Annotated in this window: 13 protein-coding genes and 1 tRNA gene; 8 read left to right on the plus strand and 6 right to left on the minus strand. The window is 70.9% G+C overall.

Going from position 1 to position 13,413, the window contains the following annotated elements; translation table 11 throughout:
* Positions 1-72: 72 nt before the first annotated feature.
* Positions 73-1,053 carry a helix-turn-helix transcriptional regulator gene (locus ACSQ2D_RS16095; RefSeq protein WP_435986940.1) on the minus strand — a complete coding sequence of 327 codons (981 nt, stop codon included), beginning with the start codon at positions 1,051-1,053 and terminating at the stop codon, positions 73-75.
* Positions 1,054-1,114: 61 nt separating this feature from the next.
* Here ACSQ2D_RS16095 and ACSQ2D_RS16100 point away from each other — a divergent pair, with 61 nt between their 5' ends.
* The gene (locus tag ACSQ2D_RS16100) at positions 1,115-1,690 is read left to right on the plus strand and encodes a DinB family protein (protein ID WP_435986941.1); all 576 of its coding nucleotides are present in this window, start codon (positions 1,115-1,117) and stop codon (positions 1,688-1,690) included.
* A gap of 15 nt (positions 1,691-1,705) precedes the next feature.
* Positions 1,706-2,314: a DinB family protein gene (locus ACSQ2D_RS16105; protein WP_435986942.1), complete on the plus strand. Its 609-nt coding sequence runs from the start codon at positions 1,706-1,708 to the stop codon at positions 2,312-2,314.
* A gap of 371 nt (positions 2,315-2,685) precedes the next feature.
* Here ACSQ2D_RS16105 and ACSQ2D_RS16110 read toward each other — a convergent pair whose 3' ends face one another.
* Positions 2,686-3,066, minus strand: coding sequence for a hypothetical protein (locus ACSQ2D_RS16110; protein WP_435986943.1), 381 nt, complete (start codon positions 3,064-3,066; stop codon positions 2,686-2,688).
* A gap of 59 nt (positions 3,067-3,125) precedes the next feature.
* Positions 3,126-3,863, minus strand: coding sequence for a dienelactone hydrolase family protein (locus tag ACSQ2D_RS16115; protein ID WP_435986944.1), 738 nt, complete (start codon positions 3,861-3,863; stop codon positions 3,126-3,128).
* Positions 3,864-3,927: 64 nt separating this feature from the next.
* On the opposite strand from ACSQ2D_RS16115, the gene ACSQ2D_RS16120 reads away from it, so the two are divergent.
* The 3 genes from ACSQ2D_RS16120 (at position 3,928) to ACSQ2D_RS16130 (ending at position 7,939) form a co-directional block, all read left to right on the plus strand.
* On the plus strand, positions 3,928-4,803 hold the full coding sequence (locus tag ACSQ2D_RS16120; RefSeq protein WP_435986945.1) for a CPBP family intramembrane glutamic endopeptidase: 876 nt from the start codon (positions 3,928-3,930) through the stop codon (positions 4,801-4,803).
* Positions 4,804-4,870: 67 nt separating this feature from the next.
* Positions 4,871-6,466, plus strand: coding sequence for a dolichyl-phosphate-mannose--protein mannosyltransferase (locus ACSQ2D_RS16125; RefSeq protein ID WP_435986946.1), 1,596 nt, complete (start codon positions 4,871-4,873; stop codon positions 6,464-6,466).
* Between the two features lie 126 nt (positions 6,467-6,592).
* Positions 6,593-7,939, plus strand: a complete 1,347-nt coding sequence (locus ACSQ2D_RS16130; protein ID WP_435986947.1) for an MFS transporter — start codon at positions 6,593-6,595, stop codon at positions 7,937-7,939.
* Positions 7,940-8,129: 190 nt separating this feature from the next.
* On the opposite strand, the gene ACSQ2D_RS16135 is transcribed toward ACSQ2D_RS16130, so the two are convergent.
* The 3 genes from ACSQ2D_RS16135 to ACSQ2D_RS16145 all read right to left on the minus strand — a co-directional run bounded on the left by ACSQ2D_RS16135 (position 8,130) and on the right by ACSQ2D_RS16145 (position 9,946).
* Positions 8,130-8,202, minus strand: a tRNA-Ala gene (locus tag ACSQ2D_RS16135).
* A gap of 106 nt (positions 8,203-8,308) precedes the next feature.
* Positions 8,309-9,529, minus strand: a complete 1,221-nt coding sequence (locus tag ACSQ2D_RS16140) for a peptidoglycan-binding domain-containing protein (RefSeq protein ID WP_435986948.1) — start codon at positions 9,527-9,529, stop codon at positions 8,309-8,311.
* A 15-nt stretch (positions 9,530-9,544) separates the two neighbouring features.
* On the minus strand, positions 9,545-9,946 hold the full coding sequence (locus ACSQ2D_RS16145; RefSeq protein WP_435986949.1) for a PLDc N-terminal domain-containing protein: 402 nt from the start codon (positions 9,944-9,946) through the stop codon (positions 9,545-9,547).
* Between the two features lie 366 nt (positions 9,947-10,312).
* On the opposite strand from ACSQ2D_RS16145, the gene ACSQ2D_RS16150 reads away from it, so the two are divergent.
* The 3 genes from ACSQ2D_RS16150 to ACSQ2D_RS16160 are packed head-to-tail and all read left to right on the plus strand — an operon-like array spanning position 10,313 to position 13,412.
* A complete protein-coding gene (locus tag ACSQ2D_RS16150; protein ID WP_435986950.1) occupies positions 10,313-10,849 on the plus strand; it encodes a hypothetical protein in 537 nt (178 codons plus the stop codon).
* A gap of 26 nt (positions 10,850-10,875) precedes the next feature.
* Entirely contained in the window at positions 10,876-12,006 is a 1,131-nt protein-coding gene (locus ACSQ2D_RS16155) for a DUF4331 family protein (protein ID WP_435986951.1), read from the plus strand.
* Positions 12,007-12,014: 8 nt separating this feature from the next.
* Entirely contained in the window at positions 12,015-13,412 is a 1,398-nt protein-coding gene (locus tag ACSQ2D_RS16160) for a Dyp-type peroxidase (RefSeq protein WP_435986952.1), read from the plus strand.
* The last annotated feature ends 1 nt before the right edge of the window (position 13,413 follow it).

The raw sequence follows: 13,413 nt of genomic DNA on the forward strand, positions 1-13,413 counted from the left end.
GCCACTCGACACTCGAGTGGCCTCCCAGCCCCACCAGCCCCTGTGACGACGGGGCCACTCGACTGCATGTGGTCAGCGGGTGGCGGGGTCACCTGCGGCGCGGAGCATGCGGGCTGCCTGCTCGCGCATGGTCTCGCGCAGCTCGGGCGGGTCGAGGACGGTCATCTCCCACGGCAGCGCACCGATGTGCATCGCCATGGCGCCCAGGTGGTTGCCGCCGGCCTCGAAGATGCAGCGGTGGGGCCCGTCGGCGGTGACCGTCCCGACCGATGGCGGGATCTGCTTGTCCACCAAGGACTTCGGCGCCTCGATGCGCACCCGCGCGACGTGGTCGTACGCGTCGCGGGTGATCGACCGCTGCACGTGCTCGGCCGCGTCGGGCGCGTCGTCGCGCGGGCGGAAGCGCCAGCCCCGGGTCTCGGCGCCGGACATGCGGTCGAGCCGGAAGGTGCGCCAGTCCTCGCGGTCGAGGTCGTAGGCGAGCAGGTACCAGCGGCGTCCGGTGGCGACGAGGCGGTAGGGCTCGACCCGGCGTTCGCCGGAACCGCGCGGGCCGGCATACGCGAAGGTGACGCGCTCGGTCTCGCGGCACGCGCGAGCGAGCAGCAGGAGGGTCGCGGCGTCGACGGGCGCCGCACCGCCGTCGAGCGTGACGGTGGCCTCGTGGATGGCCTCGACCTGCGCGCGGAGACGCCCCGGCAGCACCTGGTCGAGCTTGGCGAGGGTGCGCACGGCCGCCTCCCCGAGTCCCTCGACCGTGCCGCCGGCCGCGAGCCGGAGGCACACGGCCACGGCGACGGCCTCGGTGTCGTCGAGCAGGAGCGGTGGCAGCCGTCGCCCGGCGCCGAGCTGGTAGCCGCCTCCGGCCCCGTGGGCGGCGTTGACGGGATAGCCGAGGTCACGGAGCCGCTCGACGTCGCGGCGCACGCTGCGCGTCGTGACGCCGAGGCGCTCGGCGAGCTCGGTGCCGCTCCAGACGGGGCGGCTCTGGAGCAGGTCGAGCAGCCGGAGCACGCGGGCCGTCGTGCCGTTGCCGTCGGAGGTCGAGGACATGGCAACAGACTGCCACCCTCTGCGGACAGTTCCTGTCCTATATGCCTGCGACGATCGAGGTATGACAACGACAGAGACCCCCATCGACTGGACGTCCGTGCTCGTGGACCAGACTGCTCGGCACTGGACCAACCAGCTGAGACCGCGCTTCGAGGGTCTGACCGACGAGGAGTACCTCTGGGAGCCGACCCCGGGCGCGTGGAACGTGCACCGGCGGGGTGAGGGCGCGACGGAGATCCAGGGTGGCAGCGGCGAGCTGACCATCGACTTCGCCTACCCCGAGCCCGTCCCCGCGCCGGTCACGACCATCGCGTGGCGTCTCGCCCACATCATCGTCGGGGTACTCGGCGCCCGGGTGCACAGCCACTTCGGCGGCCCCGAGGTCGACTACCAGACCTTCGAGTACGCCGGCACCGCAGGCGAGGCGCTGGCCCAGCTGGACGAGGCGTTCGCCGCGTGGACCGCCGGGGTGCGCACCTGGGACGAGGCCGCCCTCGCCGAGCCCTGCGGCCCGAGCGAAGGGCCGTGGGCCGAGCACCCCCGGGTCGAGCTCGTGCTCCACATCAACCGCGAGGTCATCCACCACGGCGCCGAGATCGCCCTGCTCCGTGACCTCTACGCCCACCGCAACGACTGACAGGAGCAACGACTCATGCCCGCACACGTGCCACCCGTCGCCGACGAGCGCGAGAGCCTCATCGCCTACCTCGACCAGCAGCGCGACGCCTTCGCCACCGTCGCCTACGGCCTCACCGAGGAGCAGATCCGCCTCGCACCGACCGCCGGCACCCTCAGCATCGGCGGACTCGTCAAGCACGTCACCACTTGCGAGCGCGGCTGGACCGAACGGATGGCCGCCGCTCCAGAGGCACCCGCTCCGCCGGAGCAGTCCCTCGAAGAGCAGGCCACCGCCTGGGGAGACGACTTCCGCGTCACCGACGGCGACACCCTCGAGTCCCTCCTGGCCGCTCTCGCAGCCCAGGGGGACGTGACCCGCGAGGTGCTGCGTCGCGCCGACCTCGGCGCCGCGGTGCCCGTGCCGCGCGACGCCCCGTGGTTCCCCCGCGACGTCGAGGCGTGGTCGGTGCGCTGGGTCGCCATGCACCTCGTCGAGGAGCTCGCCCGTCACGCCGGGCACGCCGACATCGTCCGCGAGTCGATCGACGGCGCGACGACGTACGAGCTCGTGGCCGCACGCGAGGGATGGCCCGAGACCCCGTGGCTCACGCCCTGGCGTCCGTCGGCGACGGCCGAGGTCTGACAGCGAGAACGCTTGCAGGACAAAGGCGAAGGGCCCTTGGGAGTATGAGTCTCAAGGGCCCTTCTGGTTGATCGGTCGATGGTGACGCTCCCGATCGACGTCTCGTCGTCTCCGGTCCCGGCCGCCTCGTCACCCGGCTGCCGCAGTGGGTTGCCCCACCGTGTGGACCCTCGTCTCCGAGTTGTCCCGCTCTCCCCGAGGGGAGGGCGTGAGAGATTTCTATCCCGCCCCGAGGAGGTCCGCAAGGGCTTTCACCAAACATTTCCGCCCTCCACAGGCGGACGGCGTGTCGTCCACAGCACGGGGGCGCTTCTCCACCGGACGGACGCGTCGGTGCACAGCTTGTGCACCGGTCCTGTGGACGACGGGCCTCAGCCCGCGACGCCACCCACCTCGTCGAGAACGGCGCTCAGGAGTGCGGCCCCCGCCGCCGCGTCCCGCGCCCGATCCGGCTGGCCCGCGGCGGCATACGCCACCTCGGCCTCGGCGAGCGAGCGCACCTCGGCGACGACGATGGAGCGCTCGGTGGCGTCGTCGAGCCGGCGCCGCTCCGCCTCCGTCACCCCGAGCCCGACGGCAGCGCCAGCGACGTCCGCAGACGTCGTGACGGCGCTGCCCACGTCGGGCGGGACGGCCTCGGCGTTCTCGATCGCGGCGACGGCACTGCGCAGCACACTCACTGCAGCGCGGTCGCGCTCGCGCATCGCCGCCGTCAGTCGGGAGCGCAGGACGACGCGGAGGGCGGAGGACATGCCGAGACCGTATGCCGTCACCGACCTTGTGCGCCAACCAGTTTCGTCCTGGACTCAGGTCAGTCCGGCGGAAGGAGACGCGTCCGGAAGAACCCACGGACGGCGGTGACGGCCTCAGGGTGCTTGTGGTCCGTGAGCGTCGCGTGGTCGTGGCCGTCGAGCTCCACGGCGATGAAGCCGTCGCCGAGCTCACGACGCAATGTCTCGAACCGCGTCCCCGTGGCCCAGTCACCGCGGTACCGGACGCCGAGCACGGGGCACCCCTGGGCGACGCGACGCCGCACCGCCTCGAGGTCAGCGGGCGCGAGGTTGATGTCCGCGGCACGCCGCCGTCCGAGCGGCAGCGGTGTCGCCGGCTGGGCGACGACGGGTGCGACCACGACGGGGTCGACCATCATCGCGAGCGCGAAACCGCCGGTGACGCACATCCCGATCGCCCCCACGCCGGGGCCGCCCGCGCGGGCGTGCAGGTCCCGCGCGAGGGCACGCAGCCACCCGGCGAGGGGGGCGGTACGGCCGGTCACGAACATCGTGAACTCGCGAGTGACACAGAGGCGCGGGACGACTCGCAGCGCCTCCCAGGTGTGCGGCGGTGCGTGCGACGAGCCGAACAGGTGCGGCATCGTCACCGTGAAGCCGTCCTCGACGAGCTCGTCACCGAGCTCGATGACCTCCGGGGTCAGGCCCGGGCTCTCGTGGACGACGACGATCCCCGGCCCCTCGCCGCGCTCGTAGACGGGGTAGGCGAAGCCGTCCGCGGCGAACTCCCCGCGCGCCCAGCCCGTCAGCAACGACATGCAACGACACTACGGCGGGCGTCACCCCCGCGGGCCGAGTCGGCCGCGCGGCTACAGTGACGCCATGTCGAGCGACGCCGGCGCGGCTGCGACCGAGGCCCCCTCCACGGGCGGCAGCGCCCTCGCGCGGTTCCTGTCCCGGCCGTCACCACGCGACCCGTCGCCCGTCACCGACCCGGCCGCGAGGCGGGACCTCCGGTGGGAGACGGTCCTCGTCCTCGGGGTCAGCCTCGGGTCGTCGGCGGTCTACGCCGTGCTCAGCATCATCGAGAAGCTGACCCGCCCGGTGCCGCTGTCGCAGCAGACGACGGCGATGAACCAGTCGGCCACGCCCGGGCGTCCCTGGCTCGACCTCGCCTACCAGCTCGCGGGCATCGTCCTGCCGCTCGTCGCCGTGGCCCTCGCGCTCTACCTGCTGAACCACGTCCGCAGGCCTGCGGTCGACGTGCGCGCCGGCCACTTCGTCGGCCTCGACCGACGTGAGCCCGGCCGTGACCTGCTCCGCGGCCTGGGCCTCGCCGCCGTCATCGGCATCCCGGGGCTCGGCTTCTACTTCCTCGCCAAGGCGATCGGCATCAACACCCAGGTCTCGGCGGCCAACCTCGAGGCGGTGTGGTGGTCGGCACCCGTGCTCGTCCTCGCGGCCGTCGAGAACGCCCTCATCGAGGAGGTCGTCATGGTCGGCTACCTCTTCACGAGGTGGCGCCAGACCGGGTGGTCGTGGCCGCTCATCATCGGGCTGTCGGCCGTGATCCGCGGCAGCTACCACCTCTACCAGGGCTTCGGCGGCTTCGCCGGCAACATCGTCATGGGCCTCGTGCTCGGTCTCGTCTTCGTGCGCACCCGGCGCGTCATGCCGCTCGTCGTCTGCCACGCGGTGCTCGACACGGTGGCCTTCGTCGGCTACTCCGTGCTGCAGGCGCGCGGGGTCTCGATCTGACGGGCCCCACGGGCCGCCGCCGGAGCGCTGCACGGCCCACCCAGCCACACTGCATACGATGTCGCCCATGAACTCGGCCAGACAGGTGCGCGCTCGCCTGCTCGGGGACCCGGCCGACGACTTCCGGCTGACCCGCCGCACCGCGGGCCGCGTCGCCTGGCTCGGCTGGGCCGGACCGCTCTTCTTCATGCTCGTCGGCGGCATCATGCGCTTCTGGCACGTCGGCGCGCCGCACCAGCTGATCTTCGACGAGACGTACTACGTCAAGCAGGGCTGGTCGATGGTCCTGTTCTGGTTCGAGATGAAGAACGACGACGTGCTGCAGCAGGCCAACCAGGTCGACCAGCACTTCACCGCCAACGACCCGATGGTCTACGGCACCGAGGGCGACTTCGTCGTCCACCCGCCCGTCGGCAAGTGGCTCATCGGCTGGGGCGAGGCGCCGTTCGGGATCCTCAACTCCTTCGGCTGGCGCTTCGCCGTCGCGCTCGCCGGCACCATCTCGATCTTCATGCTCGGCCGGATCGCGCGCCGGCTCTTCCGCTCCGACCTGCTCGGCACCGTCGCAGCCGCGCTCCTCGCCTTCGAGGGCCACCACTTCGTCCACTCGCGCACCGGGCTGCTCGACATCTTCGTCATGTTCTTCGGGCTCGCCGCCTTCGGCGCCCTGCTCATCGACCGCGACAAGGCGCGCGAGGTGCTGGCCCGGAAGGTCGGTGACCGCGCCCGGGCCGCGACGTCGTGGATGGGACCGTGGCTCGGCTGGCGACCCTGGCGCTGGGTCGCCGGCATCATGCTCGGCCTCTCGGCCGGGGTGAAGTGGTCGGGCCTCTACTTCCTCGTCTTCTTCGGGCTCCTCACCGTCCTCTGGGACCTCGGGGCCCGCCGCGCCGCAGGCGTGCGCGGCTGGTCGGCCGGCGGCATCGTCAAGGACGGGCCGTACGCGTTCGTGCAGCTCGTCGTCACCGCCGTCGTCACGTACGTCGCGAGCTGGACCGGCTGGATCCTCACCAAGGGCGGCTCGTTCCGCACGTGGGCGCAGAACAACCCCGACACCGACCACGGCTGGCTGCCCGACTGGTGGCGCTCGCTGTGGGCCTACCACCAGCAGATGTACGCCTCGACGCAGGCGATCACGAGCTCGCACCCGTACCAGACCAACCCGTGGTCCTGGCTCATCCAGGGGCGCCCCACGTCGTTCTTCTACGAAGGACCGAAGAAGGGCGCCGACGGGTGCGTCGTGGAGCAGTGCAGCAAGGCGATCACCTCGATCGGCACCGTCTCGATCTGGTGGGGCGCGACGCTCGCGATCTTCGTGCTGCTCTTCATGTGGGCGCTGCGCCGCGACTGGCGTGCCGGTGCGATCCTCTGCGGGCTCTTCGCCGGCTACCTGCCGTGGTTCTTCCTCGGCAACCGGACGATCTACTCGTTCTACGAGGTCGCGTTCGTGCCGTGGGTCGTGCTCGCCTGCGTGTACGTCCTCGGGCTCGTCATCGGCGGCCGTGAGTCGTCGCTGCTCCGGCGCCGCATCGGATACGGCGTCATGGGCGCCTTCGTGCTCGTCACGATCGGTCTCTTCGCGTTCTTCCACCCGATCTACGTCGCCGACGTCATCCCGCTCTCGGAGTGGCAGGCCCGGATGTGGTTCCCCAGCTGGGTCTGACCCGCCCTCGGGACGCAAAGTCTTGGTCAAGACGACGCTCCCAGCGCGACACCCGCCCCTCGGGCCCCTAGCGTCGATGGTCGATCCGGTGCGCAGACGCGCCGAACGACCTCGAGGAGAGCCCTGATGGACACCCCGGTGGCAACGACCCAACGGCCGACGTCGACGCGTCGCGCCGTGCTCAACACGGTCCGGGGGTCCCTCGGCAACCTCGTCGAGTGGTACGACGTGTACGTCTACACCGTCTTCGCCAAGTACTTCGAGGAGCACTTCTTCGGCGGTGACGAGCCCAACGCCGGCATCTACACGATGGCGATCTTCGCCGTCACCTTCCTCATGCGACCGATCGGGTCGTGGTTCTTCGGCCGCTTCGCCGACCGCCACGGTCGGCGCCCCGCCCTCGTCACGAGCGTCAGCGTCATGGCCCTCGCGTCGCTGGCCATCGCCCTCGCCCCGACCGCGGCGACGATCGGCGGCTGGGCCGTCGTCGTGCTCGTGCTCTGCCGCCTCGTCCAGGGCTTCGCGACCGGCGGCGAGTACGGCACGTCCGCGACGTACATGTCCGAGGCGGCCACGCCGGAGCGCCGCGGCTTCTTCTCCTCCTTCCAGTACGTCACCCTCGTCGGCGGCCACGTCCTCGCCCAGTGCATGCTGCTGCTCCAGCAGTCGGTCCTCACCGACGAGCAGATCAGCCAGTACGGGTGGCGGATCGCCTTCGCCTTCGGCGCCGTCGCCGCCGTCGTCGTGCTGTGGCTGCGCTCCTCGATGGACGAGTCGCTGCAGGTCGCGGCCGGCGAGGACGCGCGCCGGTCCGGCTCGATGGGCGAGCTGCTGCGCCGCTACCCCAAGGAGCTCGCCGTCTGCTTCCTCGTCACGGTCGGCGGAACCCTCGCCTTCTACACCTACAGCGTCAACGGGCCGACGACCGTCAAGGCCGCGTACGCCGACCAGGGCATGACCGCCACGTGGGTCAACCTCGCCGCGCTCGTCGTGCTCATGCTCCTGCAGCCCATCGGCGGGGCCGTCAGCGACCGGGTGGGCCGCAAGGCGCTGCTGCTCTTCTTCGGCGTCGGCGGCACCCTGTTCAGCTACCTCTTCATCACCACGCTGCCGTCGGTGACCAACCCCTGGGCCAGCTTCGGGATGCTCGTGGCGGCCTACGTCGTGCTCACCGGCTACACGTCGATCAACGCCGTCGTGAAGGCCGGGCTCTTCCCCGCGCACATCCGAGCCCTCGGTGTCGGCTTCGGCTACGCCGTCGCGAACTCGGCCTTCGGCGGCACCGCTCCCCTGCTCTACGAGGCTGCCAAGAAGAACGACGCGGTCGGCACGTTCGCGCTGTACGTCACCGTCGTCATCGCCGCCTCGCTCGTCGTCTACGTCCTCTGCCTCGGCAACGGACGCGACACCTACCTCGACCGCGAGCAGGCCGTCGGGGCAGCCGAACGCCCCCGGGTCGACGCCGGGCGCTGAGCCGCGGGCGTCGACGCTCCAGAAACATGAAGAAGGACCCGGCGAAAAGCGTGCCGGGTCCTTCTTCTGTTGTGGAGCTGAGGGGAGCCGTCGCCTCCGCTTCGCTCCGGCTTCTCCCGAATCCCCCCCATACATATCCAGAACATGAAGAAGGACCCGGCGAAAAGCGTGCCGGGTCCTTCTTCTGTTGTGGAGCTGAGGGGATTCGAACCCCTGACCTTCTCATTGCGAACGAGACGCGCTACCAACTGCGCCACAGCCCCTTGGTGCGAAGGAACGATAACACCACGCCGACCGGCATACACAATCGACAGGCACCGCGTGGATCGTGGTGGATCGGCGGCGCCCGGTGCCGGGAAAGCACCGCCACTAGGACGTCGTGGACGCCTTCGGTGTCGACGTGGACGGCTCCGGCGCCGGCGGCGTGGCTGACCGCGAGGGACTCGGTGAGGGCGTCGGCGTGCCGGCCTCGGCGATGGCCTTCTCGAGCGCGGCGACCGTGGCGGCGTCGACCGTCCCGGTGGCAGGGACGTCGAGCTCGGTCTGGAACTCCTCGAGCGCCTCCGTCAGGGCAGGCGTCCACCGCCCGTCGACGGGGCCGTCCCAGAAGCCGGCGAGCTTGAGGGTCTGCTGCACGGCTGCTGTCGACGCGAGCTCCTCCTGCGCGGCTGCACCGCCCTTGGCCTGCAGGTCGGACGAGAGTGCCTCCTGCGTCGCCTTGTCGACGGTGCCGGTGACCGGGAGGCCGTGGGCCTTCTGGAGCGCCTGCACCGCGTCGACCGTCGACGGACCGTAGACGCCGTCGACCGTGCCGGAGAAGTACCCGGCGTCCTTGAGGGACTTCTGCAGTGTCGCCGTGTAGTCGTGCACGGCCTTCTGGGCGGACTTCTCCGCCTCGTCGGTGAGGCAGCCGGCGTCGGCGAACAGGGCCAGCCACGACATCTCGAGCGCCACCGCGGCGGCGTTGAACTGCTGGGCGGCCTGGCGCAGGGGCGTCTGGGCCGAGAGGCCTTCCTGAGCCGCCGTGAACTCGGTGTCGGCCTGCTTGACCCGGTTCACCGTGGTCGGCGGCACCGTGGGCGCCGGACTCTGGCTCGTCGCCGGCGTCGTGGAGCTCGTCGAGGATCCGGCGGTGGTGTTCGCCGAGGCCGCAGCTGCCCGGGCGGCTGCCAGCTCCTGCTCCGCCGTCACCACCGCAGCCTGGGCGTCGACCGCGGCCGTGGCGGCCGCGGTCGCGTCCGCGCGAGGCTGCTCGAGGTCGGCACCTGCCGTCTGGACGTCCCCGACCGTCGGGGCCGTCGCCGTCAGCACGTCCCCGTAGCGGTCGACGGCCGTGACGTAGTCAGCCGCGGTGGTGCAGAAGTGCGCCGATGCGGCCGCGGCGTCCGTCCGGGCCTGCGCGAGTGCCTGCTCCTTGACGGACACCCGCGCGTCGGGCAGTGCCGTCTCGTTGCTGCAGGCACCGAGGGCCAGGACCAACGCCACCGCGCACCCCCCGGCGCGGGCCCGACCCCAGCGACCCGCGCCGGCTTCTCGGCCGGCGACGTCCGTGCGGTCGCAGGTGTCGGACGGGCCGGGCAGCGGCGGCATTTCGGCCCTCTCCCGTCAGGCCAGCGCCTTGGCCTTGAGCGCGTCGAACTCGTCCTGGGTGATGGTCCCGGAGTCGAACAGTCCCTTGGCGCTGGCGATCTGCGCCGCAGGGCTCTCGGTGGCCTGCGAGCCGGCAGCCTGGCGGATGTACTCGTCCTGCTGGGCCTTCATCTGGGCCATCTCCGCGATCTGCCGCTCGGTCATGCTGCGGCCGCGGGCGATGAGGTAGATGAGGGCGCCGAGCCAGGGCACGAGGATGAGCAGGACGGCCCACCCCGCCTTGCCCCAGCCGCTGAGCTCGCGGTCGCGGAAGAGGTCGAAGATGCACCGGAACCACACGGTGATCGCGGCGATCCAGATGAAGAACCAGAAGCTCCACAGCAGGACGTCCCAGAAGTTGGTCGTGATGTTGTCCATGTCAGTCCCCTCGGTGCGGTGTGGCGGTGATCAGGGCGCTGACGTGCGCCGTTGACCCCAGCCTGCCCACGGCGTCGTGATGGTGCCTCAGCCGCTGAGGGTGAACCGTCCCGACGATTTCCGGCCGCGACGGCCGGCCCCGGGCCCCGTCCACGACCTCACGTCCACGCCGTGGCGGTGTCCGATGCCGTCGCCCGCGAGGTCTTTCATCCTTTTGGGGTGATGTTCACCCCGGGCGAAACCGTGACCGTGGGACGTGGTGGGAGGGCTCACGTGGGGCCCCGAGCGGCGCGTGGACCGGATGACACAGTCCGCTCGGGGCAGCCCGACGTCCGCCGCACACCACACGACAGGGAGGCAGCAGCGATGGGTTCCGACGCAAGCTCTCGGCCGGGCGTCAGCGTCGGTCCCACCAGCGAGTTCAGCCTCTTCTTCCACGTGAGGCCGGGACACGCCGAGGCTCTCCGTCAGGCCCTGCGGGACCTGCAGGACGCGCCCGGCTACCGACCTGGTGACTACGACCTGCCGATCGCCTCGATCCACGAAGCACGCTTCGTCCCCTTCGACGACGACACGCGGCTGCTCTTCGCCACGAGCTTCGACGGCCCCTGGGACGCGTACATGGAGGACTTCGCGTCGAAGCCGCTCAAGCTGTTCGACTCGATCTTCCAGCACGTCGTGGGCTACGAGGGCCTCCCGTCGTTGCAGGCGGTCAAGGACTTCATCCTGAGTGCCCAGCAGACCGCCGGTGGCTACTCCCGCAACTACGGCGGCACGGTGAAGGAGATCCGGAAGGCCCTCACGGTCAACGACGCGTTCCAGGAGGTTCTCGACGATCCCGAGGCCGCAGAGGCGTTGCAGCACCCAGCACTGCGACCGCTGCTCGACGTGGCCGCGGACTAGTCGACAGCCTGGCCGGGAGCGTACCCATGTCTGACCACATCTCCGGCCCGCGCGCGCTGGCCGAGCCCATCGCGGACATCACGGACGTGTACGCCTTTCCCAGCCCGCAGCGGCCCGGCCGGCTGGTCCTCGTCATGAACACGCTGCCCTTCGCCCAGCCCGACGACCGGTTCTCGGACGGGCTCCTCTACCGCTTCCGCCTCCGGCAGCTCGTCCCACGAGACGGCGCCGGACAGCGACTGTTCGACATCGACGAGCGCGAGGTCACGGTCGACGTCGTCTTCGACGAGCCGGACGCGGACGACCCACACGGTCAGGACGGAGTGGTGCACTCCTCGACGGGCATCAGCCACTCGTTCCGCGCCGGCGAGCGCAGTGGCGGCTCCACCGACCCCTTGCGCGTCTTCGCCGGCCTGCGCTGGGACCCGTTCTTCATGGATGCGCCTGCCGCGTTGAAGACCATCGCCACCGGAGAGCTCAGCTTCGCCCGGCCCGGAACCATCTTCCTGGACGGCAAGAACGTCCTCAGCATCGTCGTCGAGCTCGACGTCGCAGCCCTTCTCGGCGCCGACGTCGCTCTGGTGGGCGTCGTCGCGGAGACCCTCACCCGCGGCCGCCTCAACGTCCGCATCGAGAGGGTCGGCCGACCCGAGGTCAAGAACCTCATGCTCGCACCGAAGCAGTTCGACCCGGTGAACCGCGACCTCGAGATCCGCGACCTCTACAACATGGAGGACGGGTTCCACCTCGCCGAGGGCTACAAGGGCGCCTACCGGGCTCGGCTGGATGCCAACCTCGCCTTCTGGGACGGCCTCGACGGCAAGGCTGACTGGTCGGTCGACGAGAGCGGAGCGCATGCCCTCCGTGGCGTCATGCTCGACGACTTCCTCGTCGTCGACGTCAGCAAGCCGTATGCCGAGCACGGCACGTTCTTCGAGATCGAGCGGGCGCTGCTGAACGGGCAGTCGCACCGCACGTGCGGTGGGCGCACCCTCAACGACGACGTGATGGACACCATCTTCACCCTGCTCGTCAACGCCGGCCGTGGGCCGGTCATCAGCGACGGCGTCGATGCGGCGACCAGGCCGGCCACGACGACGTTCCCGTACCTGGCCGACCCGAACCCGGAGCCACCCGTGCCCCCGGCCCACATCTAGGTCGGGCCATGAGCTCGCCGACGCCGACCCCGAGCCAGCCCCTCACCGAGGATGCCGGAACCGCCGAGACGGCCGCACGGCCCACCGGGCCCCTCGAGATCGACGACATCCAGGGCGGCGCTCTCTACGAGCGACCCTCGCCGTACGTCGGCACCTACCTCCTCCTCCGGATCCACGAGCCCGCCGACGGGAGAGAGCTCATCCGGCGGCTGCTCCCGCTCCTCGAGCCGGGCCCGTCATCCACCGAACCGCGGTCCGGCGCCTGGTTGACCGTGGCCTTCACCTACGAAGGCCTCAAGGTGCTCGGGGTCCCGCAGGAGTCGCTGGACAGCTTCGCCCCCGAGTTCCGGCAGGGCATGGCGGCGCGGGCCGAGGAGCTCGGTGACGTGGGCGCCAGCAGCCCCGAGCACTGGGAGCACCCGCTGGGCACCCGAGACGTGCACATCGCCCTGGCGGCGCTCGCCCCCGATGCCGCCGACCTCGAGTCAGTGGTCGCCCGGGCCCGCCACGCGCACGAGGAGATCCCGGGCGTCGAGGTCATCTGGCGCCAGGACTGCTACCAGCTCCCCACCGGACGCACGTCGTTCGGCTTCAAGGACGGGATCGGTCAGCCCGCGGTGGAAGGGCTGGGAACACCGACGAACCGCGGCGAGCCGCCCATCAAGGCAGGCGAGTTCATCCTCGGCTACACGGACGAGACCGGCGGCGTGGCCCCGATGCCGACCCCCGACGTCCTCGGTCGCAACGGCACCTACGTCGTCTTCAGGAAGCTGCACACCCGCGTTGCCGCGTACCGACGCTACCTGCGCGACAAGGCGAGGACGCGGGAGGAGGAGGCCCTGCTGGGGGCCAAGATGGTCGGGCGATGGCAGAGCGGCGCGCCGCTCGTCCTCTCCCCCGACGAGGACGACCCCGAGCTCGGCGGCGACCCGACGCGCAACAACGACTTCGGCTACACCTCGGACCTGCGAGGGTTCAAGTGCCCTGCCGGAGCCCATGCTCGGCGCGCGAACCCGAGGGACTCCCTCGACCACGAGATGAGCGTCGACGTGCGACTGCACCGCATGATCCGCCGGGGAACGAGCTACGGCCCGATGCTGCCCGACGGAGTCCTCGAGGACGACGGCGAGGACCGGGGCATCATCTTCGTCTTCGCCGGAGCCCACCTGAAGCGCCAGTTCGAGTTCGTGAAGACCCAGTGGCTCAACGACGGGATCTTCATCGGCGCGCCCGCCGAGAAGGACCCTCTCGTCGGCGCGACGGACGGGTCGGGCACCTTCACCATCCCGCAGCACCCCATCCGTCGACGGTTGCCGGACGTGCCGCCCTTCGTGGTCACCAGGGGCGGGGAGTACTGCTTCGCCCCGGGGCTGCGAGCGCTGCGGTGGCTGGCCGAGCTCACCTGAC

Origin of the sequence: Terrabacter sp. LjRoot27, assembly GCF_964254175.1 — a bacterium.
Classification (GTDB): domain Bacteria; phylum Actinomycetota; class Actinomycetes; order Actinomycetales; family Dermatophilaceae; genus Terrabacter.